This is a genomic window from Cohnella sp. SGD-V74 (genome assembly GCF_003001675.1).
GTDB lineage: Bacteria > Bacillota > Bacilli > Paenibacillales > Paenibacillaceae > Cohnella.
The window spans coordinates 1-18,683 of sequence record NZ_PVYW01000022.1 but is presented as its reverse complement, the minus strand read 5'-3'; the positions used below and the strand labels follow the sequence as shown (position 1 = coordinate 18,683).

The 18,683-nt window shown below is 50.4% G+C and carries 17 protein-coding genes; all 17 read left to right on the top strand.

Annotated elements, in window-relative coordinates; all coding sequences use genetic code 11:
* Positions 1 to 155: 155 nt before the first annotated feature.
* The 17 genes from B0G52_RS27630 to B0G52_RS27550 all read left to right on the top strand — a co-directional run bounded on the left by B0G52_RS27630 (position 156) and on the right by B0G52_RS27550 (position 18,604).
* On the top strand, positions 156 to 1,469 hold the full coding sequence (locus B0G52_RS27630; protein WP_094049364.1) for a hypothetical protein: 1,314 nt from the start codon (positions 156 to 158) through the stop codon (positions 1,467 to 1,469).
* Positions 1,470 to 1,663: 194 nt separating this feature from the next.
* Positions 1,664 to 2,509: a hypothetical protein gene (locus B0G52_RS27625; protein ID WP_094049362.1), complete on the top strand. Its 846-nt coding sequence runs from the start codon at positions 1,664 to 1,666 to the stop codon at positions 2,507 to 2,509.
* A 261-nt stretch (positions 2,510 to 2,770) separates the two neighbouring features.
* Positions 2,771 to 3,481: a restriction endonuclease gene (locus B0G52_RS27620; protein WP_233163127.1), complete on the top strand. Its 711-nt coding sequence runs from the start codon at positions 2,771 to 2,773 to the stop codon at positions 3,479 to 3,481.
* Between the two features lie 143 nt (positions 3,482 to 3,624).
* Positions 3,625 to 4,305 (top strand): response regulator transcription factor, encoded by a 681-nt coding sequence (locus B0G52_RS27615; protein ID WP_094049585.1) that lies wholly within the window; start codon positions 3,625 to 3,627, stop codon positions 4,303 to 4,305.
* Positions 4,302 to 5,744 carry a HAMP domain-containing sensor histidine kinase gene (locus B0G52_RS27610; protein WP_233163125.1) on the top strand — a complete coding sequence of 481 codons (1,443 nt, stop codon included), beginning with the start codon at positions 4,302 to 4,304 and terminating at the stop codon, positions 5,742 to 5,744. The genes B0G52_RS27615 and B0G52_RS27610 overlap by 4 nt, the downstream gene beginning before the upstream one ends.
* Positions 5,741 to 6,802, top strand: a complete 1,062-nt coding sequence (locus tag B0G52_RS27605; RefSeq protein WP_094049360.1) for an extracellular solute-binding protein — start codon at positions 5,741 to 5,743, stop codon at positions 6,800 to 6,802. Before B0G52_RS27610 ends, B0G52_RS27605 begins: the two co-directional genes overlap by 4 nt.
* A gap of 199 nt (positions 6,803 to 7,001) precedes the next feature.
* On the top strand, positions 7,002 to 8,138 hold the full coding sequence (locus tag B0G52_RS27600; RefSeq protein WP_198960741.1) for a Fe(3+) ABC transporter substrate-binding protein: 1,137 nt from the start codon (positions 7,002 to 7,004) through the stop codon (positions 8,136 to 8,138).
* A gap of 3 nt (positions 8,139 to 8,141) precedes the next feature.
* On the top strand, positions 8,142 to 9,785 hold the full coding sequence (locus B0G52_RS27595; RefSeq protein WP_094049358.1) for an ABC transporter permease: 1,644 nt from the start codon (positions 8,142 to 8,144) through the stop codon (positions 9,783 to 9,785).
* Between the two features lie 4 nt (positions 9,786 to 9,789).
* The gene (locus B0G52_RS27590) at positions 9,790 to 10,470 is read left to right on the top strand and encodes an ABC transporter ATP-binding protein (protein WP_094049356.1); all 681 of its coding nucleotides are present in this window, start codon (positions 9,790 to 9,792) and stop codon (positions 10,468 to 10,470) included.
* A gap of 257 nt (positions 10,471 to 10,727) precedes the next feature.
* A complete protein-coding gene (locus B0G52_RS27585) occupies positions 10,728 to 11,153 on the top strand; it encodes a hypothetical protein (RefSeq protein ID WP_143762664.1) in 426 nt (141 codons plus the stop codon).
* A gap of 112 nt (positions 11,154 to 11,265) precedes the next feature.
* Positions 11,266 to 12,294, top strand: a complete 1,029-nt coding sequence (locus tag B0G52_RS27580) for a LacI family DNA-binding transcriptional regulator (protein ID WP_094049352.1) — start codon at positions 11,266 to 11,268, stop codon at positions 12,292 to 12,294.
* 46 nt (positions 12,295 to 12,340) lie between these two features.
* Entirely contained in the window at positions 12,341 to 12,886 is a 546-nt protein-coding gene (locus B0G52_RS27575) for a GNAT family N-acetyltransferase (RefSeq protein WP_094049350.1), read from the top strand.
* Positions 12,887 to 12,971: 85 nt separating this feature from the next.
* On the top strand, positions 12,972 to 13,547 hold the full coding sequence (locus B0G52_RS27570) for a YdeI/OmpD-associated family protein (RefSeq protein ID WP_094049348.1): 576 nt from the start codon (positions 12,972 to 12,974) through the stop codon (positions 13,545 to 13,547).
* Between the two features lie 390 nt (positions 13,548 to 13,937).
* Complete coding sequence (locus B0G52_RS27565; RefSeq protein WP_094049346.1) at positions 13,938 to 15,260, top strand: ABC transporter substrate-binding protein; 1,323 nt, start codon at positions 13,938 to 13,940, stop codon at positions 15,258 to 15,260.
* Between the two features lie 78 nt (positions 15,261 to 15,338).
* A complete protein-coding gene (locus tag B0G52_RS27560) occupies positions 15,339 to 16,208 on the top strand; it encodes a carbohydrate ABC transporter permease (protein ID WP_198960740.1) in 870 nt (289 codons plus the stop codon).
* Between the two features lie 87 nt (positions 16,209 to 16,295).
* On the top strand, positions 16,296 to 17,057 hold the full coding sequence (locus B0G52_RS27555; RefSeq protein ID WP_369827148.1) for a carbohydrate ABC transporter permease: 762 nt from the start codon (positions 16,296 to 16,298) through the stop codon (positions 17,055 to 17,057).
* Between the two features lie 32 nt (positions 17,058 to 17,089).
* The gene (locus B0G52_RS27550; protein WP_094049342.1) at positions 17,090 to 18,604 is read left to right on the top strand and encodes a carbohydrate binding domain-containing protein; all 1,515 of its coding nucleotides are present in this window, start codon (positions 17,090 to 17,092) and stop codon (positions 18,602 to 18,604) included.
* Positions 18,605 to 18,683 lie beyond the last annotated feature (79 nt).

Here is an 18,683-nt window from a genome sequence, read left to right as displayed (position 1 = left end):
CTACAGGAGTGGCCAGGAATTTGTTGAGAAGGCTAAGGGAACTGAAATTGCATGCGGGAGTGTATCACAAGGGGAAGACTTTGTTGAATACTTCACAAATTGATCAAACTATAAATTTTTATGGAAGTTCGTTAAAATAATGTTATAGGAAATCAGTGAAACAAATATTGAAAGCTTTCAATGATCAAATCTACATCCCAGAGGTGATTAAACTGCTAGGGGAACACTATTTTAAGCAAAGATACATTGATACTTATGATTACTCATTAATGAAGTATAAATGTGGTTCAGGGAAACTTTCTGTTGGAATGAAAGATATTCTAGTAAGGTGGGAGTGTGTGATATCCATAACTGGTGAATTGATTTTTAATATTTCAACCGATGATACATTTGGTTTTTATTTGCAAACATTGAGGGATGAACGAGGTGAACTTAGTGGGAGGACGGATGATAACGAATGGATTATAACTGCAAAAGAGATTTTCTTTACACGTATTAGCTCCAAATCAGATAAACCAAGTACTACTATTGCTTGTTTAGTGGAATATTTTAATTGTAAAAAAGAAATTCGGGAATTAAATAGCAAACGAGTATTGGCTTATATTTCTAATTTTGATTTTGTTGGCGTTGAATTCACAGAAAGCGAAAGAAAATTCATTAAGGACAAATTTACTGTGAAGTTACATGGGCGTGAGTTCGTGTTTCAGCAATTAGAGCACAGAAAATTAATATTAGAGATAGTTAAATCAAAAAAGATTGACAGGGCAATTTTTTCCAAAATAAATTTTTCTATTCTTAATGATGAAACTAAAGAAGAAGTAGATCGATACCTCGAACTTGTTTCATGGTTCCTTAGCCTTGTTGGTGTAAAAGCTACAATGATTCCGTTAGTTGAGTACTATAATGACCGAGATGAGCTCATTGAAATAGAGTTTCGGGACTTAATTTCCTCCCCCTTCCATTCAAACATTGTTATAGATAATCTACAGTGTAGGAGGGGGCTTGTTCAATATTTTAATGAGTGTTATGACAACTTTGTGAAATTATACACCGATCATAGTTTAAATGTTTTTGTAGCTTCAATTGTGGGTATGTACGAAGGAAAATTTTTAGAACACAAAATTGCGGGATTAATCTTATCATATGAGTTTTTACTAACGAAATACCTTGTGAATTTAGGGAATGATCTTGAGTCAATCAAGAGACTTAGCATCCAAGATAAGTTACGGACTCTAAACAAATACATGAAGTTTATTCCTGCCCGACTCCTAACGGATACGATTCGCCAGGATGTCCGTAACGCATTATTTCATACAGGTGAAATTCCTGCCTTAACTGACGATGAAAAATATGAACTGTATAAGGATTATTATGATTTATTAATTCAAATAATCCTTAGAATTCTTGGTTACAGAGGAAACTATATTACACCAAAAGACTATAGCTCTGTAAGTCTCTATAGAGAATAATCATAAATGTTATCCAATGAAGCCACTGACTTCCTATAACACCATATTCACGCATCGGGTCGCCTCCGTCGCCCCTCGGTCCGGGAGAGGTTGAAGTGGATTCGACTGGAGTGAACTCAGATGTGGGGAAGCGAACTCAGCCGTACACGTCCAACGTTTTGACCACATCCCATAAAATCATAGGAGGATATTTTATGGATATTTTCGAAAGTCTACGGACTTTTTCTATGATAATTCCAAAAAATACATCTGCCTTCATGGATGCTTTTCCTAAGGAAAGTCAGGCTGCGGAAGCTGTACATCAAGGAATAGCGACTCTAATTTACAAACATGCTCAAGTTGATCTTGAAGATACAGGATATAGTACTGCTGTGACGTTGGCTTTTGGAGCTCATTCTGCTTGGATTAGCTCATTTAATATGACGGTTGCTGGTTACATTGATACAGGATGGTCGGAAATTAGAAGAGCAGTGGAGTTTACTTGCTACGCATCAAAAGTAGTTAATTCAGAAAAGAGAGCGATTAATTGGATAAAACAAAGAACTGACCCTGATGCCAGAAGATCTTTCTCAGGTGAATGTCAAATACCCACTGCATATACAAGCGATAAATACAAATTTTTGAGGGAATTGCTTGTGACATATGATATGGCTAATTATTATGGTGCTCATGGGAACTTGGAAACTATGGCCGGAAAATATCGTCATGTTAAAGATAATGAATTAATATTTAGCTATCAGGCAGATAAAGATATTATTTTTGTAGCGGCTGCTATGATGATTTTGAACGGTTATAGAATTCTGCAATCATTTCGATTAATACTAGAAAAGAAATTAGCCGAACCTAAAAAAATGGATGAACTCTTGAAATATATTGATAGAACTATTATTGATTTGAGAATGGAACTGGCTAAAGAAAACTATAGTAACTCCGTACCCCAGCATATAGTTCGCCATATTTATACTGATGATAAAGAAGAAACCAATAGAATGTTTTATGAATTACTTGAGAGAGAAAAGAAAAGGAAGCAAAGGGACTAATAGTATTATTGATGATGCTCACAACTTCGCCTAGCACATATTCAAGCATCGAACATGCAACCCTCGGTCTGAATTGGATGATTCGACCGGAGTAACTCAGAGAAGAGATGCGAAGTCAGCCAGAGACATTCATTCCTCCTACAGGAGTTACTTAGGGGGAGACGTTGAGAACACACTAAAAAAAGCGTCTGCGTTGTATAGTGGATGATTGATAAGTCAGAATTATATTGAAATAATCAAATGATAGAAATGGGAGTACATATGGATATTAGAACGATCTATATCTCATTTGCGGTTACATTAATTATTTTCTTGGTTTTAAAGTATCAACAATTTGTGAAAGAGCAGAAACTACTGATAGATCGATTAAAAAAGTCACATGCAATACTGAAACAAATTGAAGTGACATCTTATTTTAAGGGTCAAGGGGCTATTTCATATGATGATGTCAGAGAGGTAGAAATCAATAGAATAATGAGAGAGCTCGGAAGTGAAATTTATTTTCGCAAAATTGGAATATCGCATGTTAGGAAGGCGATCTATGAATTAATAGATGAGTTTAATGGGACATTAATTAAAAATCGAAATTACATTGAAAAGACAGAACTTATTGATATTGATAAATTAGAAGGTCTTCAGTTTGAGCAATTTCTCAGAAAGTTTTTTGAAAAGCAAGGATTCAAAGTTACATTGACGCCTGGTACTGGTGATCAGGGGGTTGACTTGGTTTTAATGAATGGGAATCGCAAAATAGCCGTACAAGCAAAACGATATAGTCAACATATCAAAGTTGGAAACTCAGCAATTCAAGAAGTTTATACGGGAAAACAATTTTATAGTTGTAACGAAGCCTGCGTAATCACTACTTCTACCTTTACAAATCAAGCTGTAACATTAGCAAATAAGGTTGGAGTTAAGTTAGTAAATAGGAAGGAACTGAAGCGGCTTTTAGATGGAGATCTGAAGATATGATTAAGTCTCTTCAAAAGGTGAATGGAATTAGACATTAAAGGCCTCCACATACATGATAATGATTCTCACTTATGACTCCGTATGCTATACTAATGTTCATGGCTAAGAGATTCGGATGCTTGTACGGAGAGGGATCGGACGAAATGAAGCGGATTTTATTCATAGAAGACGAGCAGCATCTTTCGCGGTTCGTCGAAATGGAGCTGCGCCGCGAAGGAAACGAAGTGGTTTTGGCATATGACGGGTTAACGGGGCTTCATCTTGCGCTTGGCGAGGAATGGGACTTTATTTTGCTGGATCTGATGCTCCCGAAGCTGGACGGACTGGAGATATGCCGGAAAATTCGTGCTCTCAAGAAAACGCCTGTTATTATGCTGACGGCCAGAGACAGTATAACGGACCGCGTAGCGGGCTTGGATTGCGGCGCTGACGACTATATGCCCAAGCCGTTTGCCATCGAAGAGCTGAAAGCCCGGATGAGAGTGATTTCAAGAAGACAGGAGGACAATCTTGAATCTTCTTCGCAAGCGCTCCTTACATTTCGGGACTTGTCCGTCAACGTCGATTTGAGGGTTGCCAAGCGGGGGGAAGTTGAAATCGGGTTAACCAAGCGAGAGTTCGATTTGCTGGTCGCACTGATGGAAAACGCCAATCGCGCAATGAGCAGGGAGGCGCTTCTCAATAAAGTATGGGGCTTCGAAGCGGTGGTGGATACGAATGTCGTTGACGTGTACATCCGATATTTGCGCAACAAAATCAACGACCCGGAACAGCCCAGCTATATTCAAACGTTGCGCGGCATCGGCTACGCGATGAAGCCATGAACCTTCCGTCCTTGAAGCGAACGCTGTCGCGCATGCCGTTCAAGTGGATGTTGACCTTATGGTCGGCGGTTCTCATTTTCGTGCTGTTCGTTGCCTACAATACCGTTCAGTACGTGTATGTCGAGAAATGGATGATGGCCCAGGAGAAGAAGCAGGCGCGGCAAAAAATGAACGAGGTTCTAAACGGGCTGCTGGAAAGGGAAGCCGGCTTCGCCGAAGACGAGCTGCTGCGCAATCGGAGCTATCTGGACAAGAAGAACCAGAGCGATCAAATGATTCGGATCATCGACCAGCATGGCGACAAGGTGATCGCGGTGTCCGACGGGATCCCGGAAGAGTGGATCGCTCCCGAGGTCAAGCCGGAGACCGAAATTGTCGTTACCGACCATGCCGGACACTCCTTGCTCGTAATCAGGAGTCCGATTACGATTCATTCGTTTCATGGAACGGTCGAGATCGTGAGAAATATAGATCAGTTCCAAAGGCTGACGGAAGCGATTTTGCGGGTGTTCCTGTTTTCCGGCCTGGGGGCCGTCGTGTTGAGCGGTCTGGGAGGCGGCCTGCTCGCCCGGCAATTGCTGAAGCCGCTTCAGCTGATGGCCAGGACGATGAGGGACGTTGAACGCAAAGGGGTACAAGAACGGATCGCCGTTCCTGACAAAGAGGACGAGATGACTACCCTGATGAAAATTTTTAACGAGATGATGGATCAAGTCGAGCGTTCTTTTTCCCAGCAAAGCCAGTTCGTCGAGGACGCCTCGCATGAGCTGCGCACGCCGATTGCCATTATGGACGGTCATTTGTCCTTGCTGCTGAGCTGGGGCAAGCATGATCCTGAAACTTTGGAGGAGTCTTTGAACATTTCCTATCACGAGCTCACCCGGATTAAAGCGCTCGTGCAGGATCTGCTTACGCTCACCAGAACGGAGAAGGACGGGCTTGCAGCCGATGAAGTCACGCTGCGGGCCGATCGGACGATTCTCAACATTGTCGGACAATGGGAGCAGCTGCATCCGCAGTATACGTTCGAAACGAAGCTGACGGGCTTCGCGGATCGGGATGTCGTCGTTGCGGAGAGGCATCTGGAGCAAATAATGATGATTCTGCTGGACAATGCGGTGAAATATTCGGAAGTCGGCTCCCCTGTCCGGGTTACGGGCTCCGTACGCAACGAAGCGGCGGTGTTCGAAATTGCAGACAGCGGAGTAGGCATTCCGGAGAAGGATCTGCCGTATGTGACGGACCGTTTCTACCGAGTGGATAAAGCGCGAAGCCGGAAGCAGGGAGGAACGGGGCTCGGGTTGGCGATTGCCAAGCGGTTGATTGAGCGCTACAACGGCCAAATGACGATTCAAAGCAAGGAGTCCGCAGGAACGACTGTGACGATCTCGTTTCCCTGTCGGGCCCATGCGGATGGGCGGGAGGTGAAGGTTCAATGAAACAAGGGGGTAATCGCGGAATTCTGCTGGCGGCTGCATTAATCCTTCTGCTTACGGTGTGCTCGTCCTGTACGACCAAGCGGCAGGAAGCGGCTGCCGGCAAACGGCAGGTCATCAATCTTTTCACGGCAAGGCATTACCAGGTGGACAATACCATCTATCAGGAGTTCGCGCGGCGGACAGGCATCCAGATCAATGAAGTCAAGGGAACGGCCGAGGAGCTTGTAGAACTGATGAAGCAGGAAGGACAAGCCTCGTCCGCGGACCTGTTCGTCACCGTCGACGGCGGAATCCTTAATTACGCGAAGCAGAGCGGAGTGCTTCAACCGATATCGTCGGAAGCCGTATTGCGGAATGTGCCTGCGGAGTGGCGCGACCCGGGCAACTATTGGGTAGGCATTTCCACCCGTTCCAGGGTGCTCGTGTATGCCAAGGACCGCATAAACCCCGAGGAGCTGAGCAGCTATGAGGAGCTGGCAAGCGACCGCTGGGAAGGAAGGGTGCTCGTTCGGTCGGCGTCCAGCTTGTACAATCAGTCTTTGCTGGCATCGTTCATCGGTCTGCATGGCGAACGGGAAGCCGCAAGGTGGGCGGAAGGAATCGTCCGGAATCTTGCCCGCGAGCCCGAGGGCGGGGACAAAGCCCAAGCCGTGGCGCTTGCAGCAGGCGTCGGGGACGTAGCGATCATGAATACGTACTACATCGGCCAAATGCTGAACTCTAACGATCTGACGGAACTGGAAGCAGCGAAGAAGCTGGGAATTGTTTTTCCGAATCAGCAAACGACGGGAACCCATGTCAACATTAGCGGAATCGCATTGGCCAGACACGCTCCGAATAAGGAGAACGCGCTTAAGTTTATCGAGTTTGTGACGGGCAAGGAAGGGCAAACGATGCTTACGCAGGGCAGCTACGAGTTTCCGGTAAACGCGGAGGCCGATATGCCCGAGCTGCTGAGAAGTTGGCAAGGCTTTAAACGGCAACCGGTGGAGATTGCGAATCTCGGCCAGTATCATGAGCAGGCGAAGGAAATCTTCCAGAGCGTCGGCTGGAAGTAAGGAAGCGTGGCTTTGCATTTGCGAGAACGAAGTTTTCCTTTCACAGCACTTTCTCATTTTTCGTTGTTAAAATGAGAAATAGGCGGTCCAATTAATAATGATATTCATTATCAGATTACCAGGATAGGCTTTAGTTTGGCGAATCGATGAGAATGAGTATCGTTATCGATCGGGGACTTAAATGAGGAGGAAAAGAAAGATGTTCAGCAAACGCAATTCGATTTTACTCGTTGTTTTTATTATGGTCGCGACGCTTCTGGCGGGATGCGGCGCCAACAATTCGAAACCGAGCAGTTCCGGCGAAGCTTCCCCTAGTCCGACGCAGACACAGGCGCAGACGGAGACGCCGGCTAATTCAGCAAGTCCGGAGCCGTCCCAAACGGGCGGCGAAGTTAATATTTATACAGCTCGCCACTATGATGTGGATCAGGAATTATACGATATGTTTACGAAGCAAACGGGCATTAAAGTCAACGTGGTAGAAGGCAAAGCGCCGGAGTTGATCGAGCGCATCAAGCGCGAAGGCGCGAGCACGCCTGCCGACCTGTTCATTACGGTAGACGGAGGCATTCTGAATACGGCCAAGGGGGAGGACGTTCTGCAGCCGATCGTATCCGGCGTTGTCGACGAACAAGTGCCGGCCGAGCTGCGCGACACGGAAAGCCATTGGATCGGCTTATCCACGCGCGCACGCGTTATCGTATACGCCAAGGATCGTGTCGATCCGGCTCAGCTGTCCACTTATGAGGATCTTGCCGGAGACAAATGGAAGGGCAAGGTTGTCGTAAGATCGGCGACGAACCTGTACAATCAGTCGATGTTGGCTGCCTTCATCGCCATCATGGGCGAGAAAGAAGCGGAAGACTGGGCGGCGGGCATTGCCGCGAACCTGGCGCGGGAGCCGGAGGGCGGCGACCGGGATCAGGCGAAGGCGATCGTTGCCGGAGTCGGCGATGTCGGAATCATGAATACTTACTACGTTGGACAGCTGGCGACTTCCCAAGATGCCGAAGAAGTGAAGGTTGCAGAGCAAATCGGGGTATTCTTCCCGAATCAGCAGACGACGGGAACCCACATCAACATCAGCGGCGCGGGACTTATCAAGCACAGCAAAAATAAAGACAACGCCGTCAAGCTGTTGGAGTTTCTGACCGGGATGGAAGCGCAAACGAAAATTTCGCAGGCCAATTTCGAGTTCCCGGTAAACGGCCAAGCGGAGGTTCCTGAGCTGCTGAAGAGCTGGGGAGAGTTCAAGACCCAGAACGTCGATTTTGCCAAATACGGCGAACTGAATCCGAAAGCCGTGGAAATCGCCAATAAGGTCGGTTGGAAATAAGGGATGAAGATAACGCTGCTTCCGAGATTGGCAGGGAGGCACGTCAACGGATGGACGATGACTAGCGTGATCGGGGCGGCAGTCGTACTGCTGCCCATCCTTTACGTGCTGGCCTGCTTGTTCCGGCCGCCCAACGACAATTGGAGCAAGGTTAAGCAATTTTTGCTTACCGATTATGTTTTGGGTTCGGCCAAGCTGGTGTTTTTTACCGGCTTTTTTGCCGCTTTTATCGGAGTTGCGCTGGCTTGGCTTATTGCGGGTTATACGTTTCCGCTCAGAAACTTCTTCAAGTGGGCGCTCGTGCTGCCGCTCGCCGTTCCGCCCTATATAGCGGCCTATACATACAGCTCGATGACCGGTTACACGGGCATTATTCAAGCGACGCTTCGCAATCGCTTCGACGTCGCGCTGCCGCCGGGAACGATTGAGATCATGTCGGATCGCGGAGCCGTGTTCGTATTAACCCTGTTTCTGTTTCCGTACATTTTCCTGATGACCCGGGTTTTCCTGGAGCGCCAGAGTGCTTCATTTATTGAAAATGCGAGACTGCTGGGGCATAAGCCGCTTTCCGTCTTTTTCAGGGTAGTGCTGCCGTTGTCCAGACCTGCCGTTATAGGGGGCGTCATGTTGGTCGTCTTCGAGGTGCTCAGCGATTACGGGGTGGCCAATTATTTCGGTGTGCAGACGGTGTCGACGGCTATTTTTCAAACCTGGTTCGGGATGTACGATGTCGATTCGGCTATGAAATTGGCGGCGTGGCTTATGGTCGGCGTCATTGGTCTCTTCATGATCGAACGCTGGCTGCGGCGAAGCAAGCGTTACGCGAGCACGACAAGCCGAAGTCATCCCCTTAGACCGCAGCGATTGAAAGGGGTGGCGGCATGGGGGGCCGCTGCGTTTTGTACGGTTATTTTTTTGTTGGCCTTCGCGATCCCGATCGCTCAATTGGCGGCATGGTCGATTCAGTATGGCGGTAAAATATGGCGTTCCGACTTCGCCGATCTGATCGCGAACACGATCAAGGGCGCCGGGGTCGCAACGGCAATCATTCTGCTGATCGCAATTGTCTCCTCCCGAGCGGCGAGAATGTTCGATTCTCCCTTCATGCAGGCTCTGTCTCGGCTGATGTCGGCGGGATACTCTGTTCCCGGCGCCATCGTGGCCATTGGCGTATTGGCCGTTTTTATCGAGCTGGATGGACGGCTTGCTCCACTCTACAGAGCGATGGGCAAAGACGACGGGGCGCTCGTGCTCAGCTTGTCGCTGGCCATGCTCTTGACCGGCTATGTCATTCGCTTTATGGCAACGGGATACGGCGCTTTGGAAGCAGGGTACGAGAAAATGCCGAGGGTCTATTCGGAGGCCTCGCGGACGCTCGGCAGAAGCAGTCTATTCACGTTCCTCCGGGTGGAGCTTCCGCTGATCAAAGGGTCGCTGCTTAGCGGCTTCGTGCTGACCTTCGTGGAGATCATCAAGGAGCTGCCGCTTACGCTGCTGCTCAGACCGTTTAATTACGACACGTTATCGACCCGCGCCTATCAGTATGCTACGGACGAACGCGTATTCGACGCCGCTCTGCCGTCGTTGCTGCTTGTGATGATCGGACTGGTGTCCGTACTGATCCTGTTAAGACCGGAAAGGAGATGAGTCTATGGCTTATGTTGCGCTTGAACAGATTACGTTCCGCTTTTCCGGCAGGCAGCCGGCAGTGATCGACAAGCTGTCGTTCACCGTGTCCCGCGGCGAAATCGTAGGCGTTCTGGGAGCCAGCGGCAGCGGGAAGAGCACGCTTCTCAGACTGATAGCGGGGCTTGAAATGCCGGAAAGCGGCAGCATTTCCGTTGACGGCCGCTTGCTGACGAACGAGCGCGTCTTCCTTGAGCCCGAACAACGCGGCGTCGGCATGGTGTTTCAAGATTATGCCTTGTTCCCGAATATGACTGTCGCCGATAATATCGTCTTCGGGCTGCACAAGCTCAAGAGATCGATGCGTCTCCTGCGGTTGGAACAGATGCTGGAGCTTGTGCAGATGAAGGAATACGCGAAGCGTTATCCGCACGAGCTTAGCGGCGGACAGCAGCAGCGGGTCGCACTGGCCCGGGCGTTAGCCCCGCAGCCTTCGGTACTTCTGATGGATGAGCCTTTCAGCAGCCTGGACGCCCATTTGAAGGCTTCTATTCGCAGCGAGCTCAGGCAAATTCTGCGGAAGGCGAACATCACCTGTCTGCTCGTCTCTCACGATCAGGCGGATATCGAGGCAATATGCGATCGCGTCCTGAGAATTCAGGAAGGCGGGCGGGAGAACGAATTCGAAGAAACTGCGGTCGGGTAACGGAAAACTCTCATGCTATTCATTCAAGCCTTCGGGCAGAATGGTTTACCTGTTTTGCCAAACGATTATCGAGCATTTTCAAGTCGATTTCGATATAATAGACGCAAGCCAGTTGGTTTCCCGGAAATGCCTGTCAGAATCCGCAGCTTCGAGATCGGCACAATCTATTCAATATCAGAAAGAGGTTGCTCGCATTGGGAATTTTCGATAACATGCTCGGAAGAAATTCCGCCGGTCATATTAAGGGAAGGGCCAAGATGGAGCTGGCGATAGATAACCTGGCGAATCCGGGGATGCTGAGCGATCTGATCGAAGAGATTCGGAGAGGGCATGAACAGGCGGTTTCCAGGATTGTTTACGTATTGGGCAACGCTCTGCGCCATCATGCCGGATTGAGCCAGGCCGAAGGCAGGGCGTATCTCGAAAATCCGTTCCTGCAAAGGTTCGTAGAGGTTCATTCGCTGGAGTTTTATAAACTCGGGTGCAGCTTGGGCAGTCAGATCAAAGCCGGGCAGGCGGACGAGCGGTATCAGAAGGAAATCGGCATTCTGTGCCAGGATCAAGGCGATGCGGCGATGGCCGAAGCGAGAAAGACGATCCGAAACGAGAAGGTCGTCGAATGTTTCGTAATCGCGGGGAGAGAAGCTTTCGAAAGAGGCGTCTCGGACTCGGTTGCGTCGTAAAAATGAGACCCCATTCCTCCGCTCGGAGGCATATGGGGTCTTTTGATGAACAATTGACCGGAAACGACAGGAAACGCTATACTTTCCTTGTTGTGCAAAAAGTTGCGCAGTATTGGGGGGAGCGGCCATCAAACTCAAAGAAATCGCAAAAAAGGCAAACGTTTCGATCAGTACGGTGTCCAGAATTATGAACAACCAGGGCAATTTCAGCGAGGAGACCCGCCGAAAAGTATTGGAAATCGCGAACGAGCACCTGAAGCCGGGTGTCGCTCCCTCCAAGCTGGCCGGCGTTTCCTATAATATCGTCGTCATCGTTCCGGGCAGCAGCGACTTCGTCGATAACGATCCGTCTACTTCCGCCGACTTGAATCACTTGAAGGAAGAGTTCGAAGCGTACGGCCATCGGATTCATATCGCGAAGCACAGCCCGGATTTGCATTCCTCACCGGCCTATAAGCTGCTGAGCGAGGAAAAAGCGGACGCGGCCGTCGTATTCGATCCGTTCGTCAACGACAAGATGTTCGAAGAGCTGGAGAGGCTCGGAATTCCGTATTTGCTTACGAACGGAAGAACCTATAAGACCGGCCAAAACTATATCGATTACGATAATCGCAAAGGCGCCTACGAGGTCATTCGCTATTTGCACGGATTGGGGCATCGGAAAATCGGGATCATCGCGGGGCCGAAAAGTCATCTGGTGAGCTTGAACCGGCTGGATGGGTGCAAAGACGCGTTTCGCGATTTTAAGCTGCCGTGGTCCGACACCCAAGTCGTCATGGGGCCGTTCGATCCTTCGCACGGATATGAGGCGGTGAAGCAATTGATGAGGGCGGAGCCGTCCGTGACCGCGATTTTTACGTTTAACGACATCATGGCTTTCGGGGCGATGAAGGGCTTGGCGGAGATGAACTTCCGCATTCCGCAGGACGTCTCCTTGGTCGGCTTCGACGATTTGAAGCTGTCGGAGTTCATGGTTCCGCCGTTAACGACCGTCCGAAGATTCAGGTACGACATTAGCTCCGTTATCGCCAAAGTACTGACCGAACTAATCACGAACAAAAATATCGCAGAAGTCCACATTAGTCTTAAGACCGAGCTGATTGAGCGGGAATCGTGCTCTCCGCCGGCGGATAAGGCGTAGTGGGCTTTGTGCGAATCGATCCGCAATAGAGAGAGGAGGGGGACGAATGTCCGAGCAGCAAATCTACGTTCGATTCCCCGAGGAGTCGGACGCGGCCGAATTGGCGGCGATGTACAAGCGCAACAAGGAGTTCTTCGAGAAGTTCTCACCCGGCCATCCGGAACAGTACGATACGGAGGAGTATCAGCTTCAAGCGATCGCCAAGAGTGTATCCGACAGGGAAGCGGATCGGAAATATTCATTCGTCATATGCCTCAAGGAGAACGACGACCGAATTATCGGCAACGTTGATCTGAACTTCGTGGCGCGAGGACCGCTGCAAAGCTGCATGATCGGCTACAGTCTGGACCAGGCGTACAACGGCAAAGGCTATATGACGGAAGCCGTGAAGCAGGTCGTGCGTTATGCCTTCGAGGAGCTGAAGTTTCACCGGATAGTCGGGGAGGCCTCTCCTCGCAATCCCGGATCGATCCGGGTACTGGAAAATGCCGGCTTCCGCAAGGAAGGGATTTCGCGCAGCAACGTCAAGATCAACGGGGTGTGGGAGGATCATCAGGTGCTCGCCATGATCAATCCGGCAGACGAAAGCTAACAATAGGAATGTTGACAGACAGTTGTCAACATTCCTATTTTATAATTGTCTCAACGCCGCTGACAAAAGGAGAATGTATATAGCGATGAAAATTGAAAACCTGCTTGACGTAAGCTCGAGAGAGGGTTTGAGGGATTGGCTGCAGGCAAATAGTCGAACCGAGAAATGCTGCTGGGTGGTCGTCGGCATGAAGCCTGCCCCGGGAACGCTGCTGTACTTGGATGCGGTCGAAGAAGCGTTATGCGTGGGATGGATCGACGGGATCAAGAAGAAAGTGTCCGAAACCGAGATGGGGCAGAGGCTGTCTCCGAGAAGCAAAACAAGCTCTTGGACGGAATTGAATAAGGAGCGCGTACGCCGGCTTGAAAGGCTGGGATTAATGCGGGAAGAGGGGAGAAAGGTGCTTCCCGATATGGCGTACGATTCGTTTAAGATAGATCCAGAGATCGAACAAAGGCTTACAGAGGACAGCGAGACCTACAAAAACTTTCTAGGGTTTCCGGCGCTGTATCAGCGAGTCCGCATCGACACGATCCAGAGCGTTGCCAATCAGCCGGAGCTGTATAAGAGCAGATTGGACAAATTAATAATCCATACCAGAGAAAATAAAATGTACGGCCAGTGGAACGATAACGGACGTCTGCTTCAGCCGGACGTCTAGGGCGTGTATGCAAACCCGCTCAGAGGCATTTATCACCGCCTTTTGGCCGGAAACCGAATGCCATGCAGAAAGAAGAAGATAGGTTACGACGAGAAAAGCGCCTCGCGATGGGCTAAGGACAATGATCCATTCATGTCCCTACCCTACGAGGCGCTTAATTGCGTTTCCGGCTTTATTTGCACAAATTTGCGCAAAGATCCATCGCTATTATGGATGGATCTATTTCGTATGCAAATCTTTTTATCTTAACAATCAGGCATGCAATCTTAAAAATGAGGCATATCGAACCGTTGCGGCGTTCCATTAGAATGAAAGTGTAACAGGGCAAGCGGATTTTCAAAATTATTTATGCAAAAATTTGCCTAAATTAATCAACTAGGGGGATGTAAGATGGTAAAAAGAAACAAATTTTCATTCGTTCTTGCAGTTGTTTTCCTCGTATTGGCTTTGGTCGCGTCCGCATGCGGCAACAACTCGAAAGGCGCATCTGACAGCAGTCCGAGCAGCAGTGCCGGGGGAACGGCGAACGAGTCCAAAAAGAACGTCACGATTACCTATTCCATCTGGGATAAAATCCAGCAGCCGGCAATGGAAGCCATTGCGGAGGAGTTCACGGCGCAGAATCCGCATATCAAGGTCAAGGTCGAAGTTATCCCGTGGGGCGATTACTGGACCAAAATGTCCGCAGCCGCTCCTGCCGGAACGCTGCCGGACGTGTTCTGGATGCACGGAGGCCAATTCGTCAAATACGCGACAGGCAATTTCCTGGAGCCGATCACGAGCAAAGTACAGGCCGGAGAAATCGATCTGAACAATTACGCGGCCGACCTGGCTTCCATCTATACGCTGAACGGCGAGAACTACGGCGTGCCGAAGGATTTCGATACGATCGGCTTGGCTTACAACAAAGAGCTGTTCGATCAAGCGAACATCCCTTATCCGGACGATACGTGGGACTATGCGAAGCTTGCGGAAGTAGCCAAGCAATTGAGCCAACCGGACAAAGGCATCTACGGCTTCGGAGCAAAATTGGACACCCAGACCGGCTATTGGAACGACATGCTGGCTAACGGCGGGTACATTTTGTCCGACGACATGAGCAAATCGGGCTACGACGACCCGGCTTCGATCGAAGCGCTGCAAGCCCGTTATCAAATGACGCTCGACGGCGCATCTCCAACCCATCAGCAAATGACGGACACGGAAGCGACCGAAATGTTCAAGTCCGGAAGATTGGCGATGATCTTCGACGGGTCCTGGCGGATCAGCGACATCGACGGCAGCGACATTATTCAGGGGAAATGGGATTGGGCGAAGCTGCCTAAAGGCAAGGTCAAGAGAGGCAACATCATTAACGGCCTGGGCAACGTCATGTCTGCAAGCGGCAAGCACAAGGATGAAGCGTGGCAGTTCCTCAAGTTCCTTGGTTCGCAGAGAGCGGCGGAAATTACGGCGGAGATGGGCGCGGCCATCCCGGCATTCAACGGCACGCAAGAAGCGTGGTTGACGTCGAGACCTCACTTGAATCTGCAGATCTTCATCGATCAAGTGGCCGATGCGATTCCGTATCCGAGCGGCTCCAAGTCGTATCCGGTATGGTTCGCCAAAGAGCCCGAGATGATGTCGCAAGCGTGGGGCGGAGCCGCCTCGGTAGAGGAAACGGCGAAGAAGGTCGCCGAGATGATGAATCAGGCGATCGAGGAAACGAAGTAAGTTAGCGTCCAAAATACAGCGATTCGGGAGACGTTCTTCAAGACCGGGAACGTCTCCCCTGAATAGGGAGTGGTCAGAGTGAATTCCAGAAGCAGATATGCGTGGGCTTATTTCATGATCGCGCCGACTCTCCTGGGCACATTGGTTTTCTGGGGTTGGCCGGTTCTCCATTCGATTATGCTCGGATTCCAGCGGTCCGAGAATTTCGGGCTCGTCAATCATTGGGTCGGATTCGACAACTATGTGAAGCTGTTCCAAGATCGGGAGTTTTGGCAAAATCTGCGCAACACCCTGTACTATGTCGTTCTGTTCGTGCCGCTTACGCTGGTGCTGTCCACCTTTTTCGCAGTGCTGCTGAACGCGAAGATCAAAGCGCTGTCCGTGTATCGCGTCGTGTTTTTCCTGCCTCAAGTCACGATGCCGGCAGCGGCGGCGATGGTGTGGGTCGTCCTGTTCGCCAAGGACTTCGGACTCGTCAATCATCTTCTTGGCACCCGCGTAGCCTGGTTGTCCGACCCGAATTATGCCATGTTCGTGCTGGTCATCGTCGGCGTGTGGGGAGCCATCGGCTTGAACATGTTGCTCATTCTCGCAGGCTTGCAAGGAATACCCAAAACGCTCTACGAAGCCGCGGAAATCGACGGAGCCAAGAGATTCAATAAGTTTCGCTATATTACGGTGCCGCTGCTGACGCCGACGCTCTTCTTTACGAGCATTATCCTGCTGATCGGAGCGACGCAGATTTTCGACTCTATCTACTTGATTATCGGGAAGACGAATGTCGCGCTTCCGTCGGTACGGTCGCTCGTATATGCCTATTATCAGAACAGCTTCGTTTATTTTAATCCCAATTACGGCGCGGCGATCGTCAATATTTTGCTGCTGATCAATCTTTTGCTTACGGGAATTCAATTTGCGTTTCAGAAAAAATGGGTCGTCTACGACTAAGGAAAGGGGGGAACGGAGGTGCCCATCTCATCGACGAGGAAGATCAACCTCATCGTTCATATCATTCTTATCGTCAGCTCCGTGGCCATGCTCGTTCCATTCGTATGGATGGTGCTGACTTCGCTGAAAACGACGACGGAAGCGACGCAAATTCCGATCCGTTATTTTCCCGAGGCCCCCAGCTTAAGAGGATACATCGAGGCGATCAAGCAATCCGCGTTTCCTTATTATTACTTGAATACGGTGATCACGGCGGCCATGAAGACCGCATTCCCGGTCATATTCAGCTCGATGGCGGCCTATGCTTTCGCCCGGATCAAGTTTCCGGGAAGCTCGATTCTTTTTATTCTGCTTATCTCGGTCATGATGGTGCCTAATCCGGTATTTTATACGCCGCAATATATGATGATGAGCGACCTGGGATTGGTCAATACGGTTACCGCGCTGTGGATTGCCTCGTTGGTCAGCCCTTTCGCCACGTTTCTGCTCAGGCAGTTTTTTCTGACCATATCCAAGGAATTGGAAGAAGCGGCGGTGCTCGACGGCTGCAATCCGTTTCAGATTTATTGGCACATCATGCTCCCGTTGGTCAAGTCGGCATTGGTCGCGATTGTCATCATTCAACTGCAGTGGGCGTGGAACGAGCTGCAATGGCCGCTTATCATTAACAGCTCGCCCGAGAAGATGACCTTGTCGTCGGGGATCGCGACGCTGGTGTCCATGTTCGGGACGGACTATCCGGTGCTGATGGCAGGCGCCTTCATGGCGGTCGTTCCGATGATCGTCCTCTTCTTCATCTTCCAGAAGCAATTCATCGAAGGGATCGCATTCAGCGCGCACAAAGGCTAACCGGCCGCCGCGCGATAATAAGGAGGATTTCGATGGGTCCGTTATCCGTACGCGATAGGGGGAAGGCATCGTTCAGAGTATTCCTCGTCATCTGTTTGCTGTCGAGCATGTTCTGGATGAATTACGTAAACCGGGCACACGCCGAGCCGGCTTCGGGCAAACCGGGACTGATCGAGGATTTCGAGTCTTATGCGGACGATGAGGCGCTTAGGCAGGCGTGGACCGAAGCGTGGTCGGACAAACCCGGCTCGGTGGCAAGGGCGCTCGGCCAAGCAAGCGGAAGCCAGGGACTGGAGCTTTCGGCGGCCATCGCCGATTCGGAGTGGGCGAATATCGCCTATTCGATCCCTTCGGACAAGAGGGACTGGTCTCTGTTCGACGGGCTGAGCTTCTGGGTGGACAATACGACGAACGACAACAAAGCTTTCAGCTTAAACGTCGCGCTTCAAACGCCTGCGGCGAAAGGCGAGTTCGGGTTAAAGGAAGGCGGGACAGCCTTGACGATCGCCGCAGACGGAAGCTGGCAGACCGCGGCGTTCGGCGGAAGCTCGCTTCTTATTCCCGCGGGATTCCAGGGAGTCGTGAGCATTTCCTGGGATCAATTCGTTCAATCCGCCTGGCAGTGCGACGGCGTTCAAGCCGACTGCGCGGCCGAGCTGGATGCCGGCGAAGTCACCGGTCTTCAGTTCGGATACCCGCCGGCGGGTTACGTTCATAACGTGATCACGATTGACGACATCGCGGTCTATCGCGCCGACAAAGTATTGGAAGATTTCGAAGCTTACGCCGACGATGCCGCCTTGCAGAACGTCTGGAGGGTGGATTGGGAGTCAGGTCAGCCGTCCGCGCTGCGAACGATTGACCGGACGAACTACTCGGACGGCGGGCAAGCGATGAAATTGTCGGTGACCCCTCCTGCGGTCGGGACTGCATCCGATTGGGCCAACATTAAGCGCACGGCGTTTGCCGGGGCGGATACGGACTGGTCCGCGTTCGACGGACTCGTCTTCTGGGTCAACCATGCGTCTCCGAGCAACAAGGGGATGGATCTGAACCTTTCTCTGGTTACGGATGCGCCGAAAGGCGAGTTTTCCTTAAAAGCAGGGGGCTCCGTGGAATTCTACGATGCAGCCGAAGGCTGGCGGACAACTCTTCTCGAAGGAGGCTCCCTCTCCATCGCCGCGGGGTACAGAGGAATGGTCAGAATTCCGTGGAGCGCCCTCGCTCAATCCGATTGGCAAGGCTGCGACGCTTGCGACGCGCCATTCGATGCGAGCAAGGTGCTGCAGATTCAGTTCGGTTTTGCTCCAATCCAGCAGCTCGACAACGTCCTGAGCCTGGACCGAATCGGATTGTATGCGTTGTCGGGCCGGACGGGCGAATCCGGAGGCGGCTCGACGACGGAGCCTGTCGATCATCCTAGCCCGCCGGCTTGGGCAACTTCGGCCGGAACGTATGCGCTAGAGTATCGGAATTCGCCGGTAGACAATCCGTTGAAGGGGTTCCTTCCTTTCTATGACGCGTCCGAGGACACTAGCGTTGCATAAAACTTCACGCGAAAATAACTACAATTAGCTATATATGTAATAATATAAGTGTTTTTCATGGCGATTATATAAAAAATCC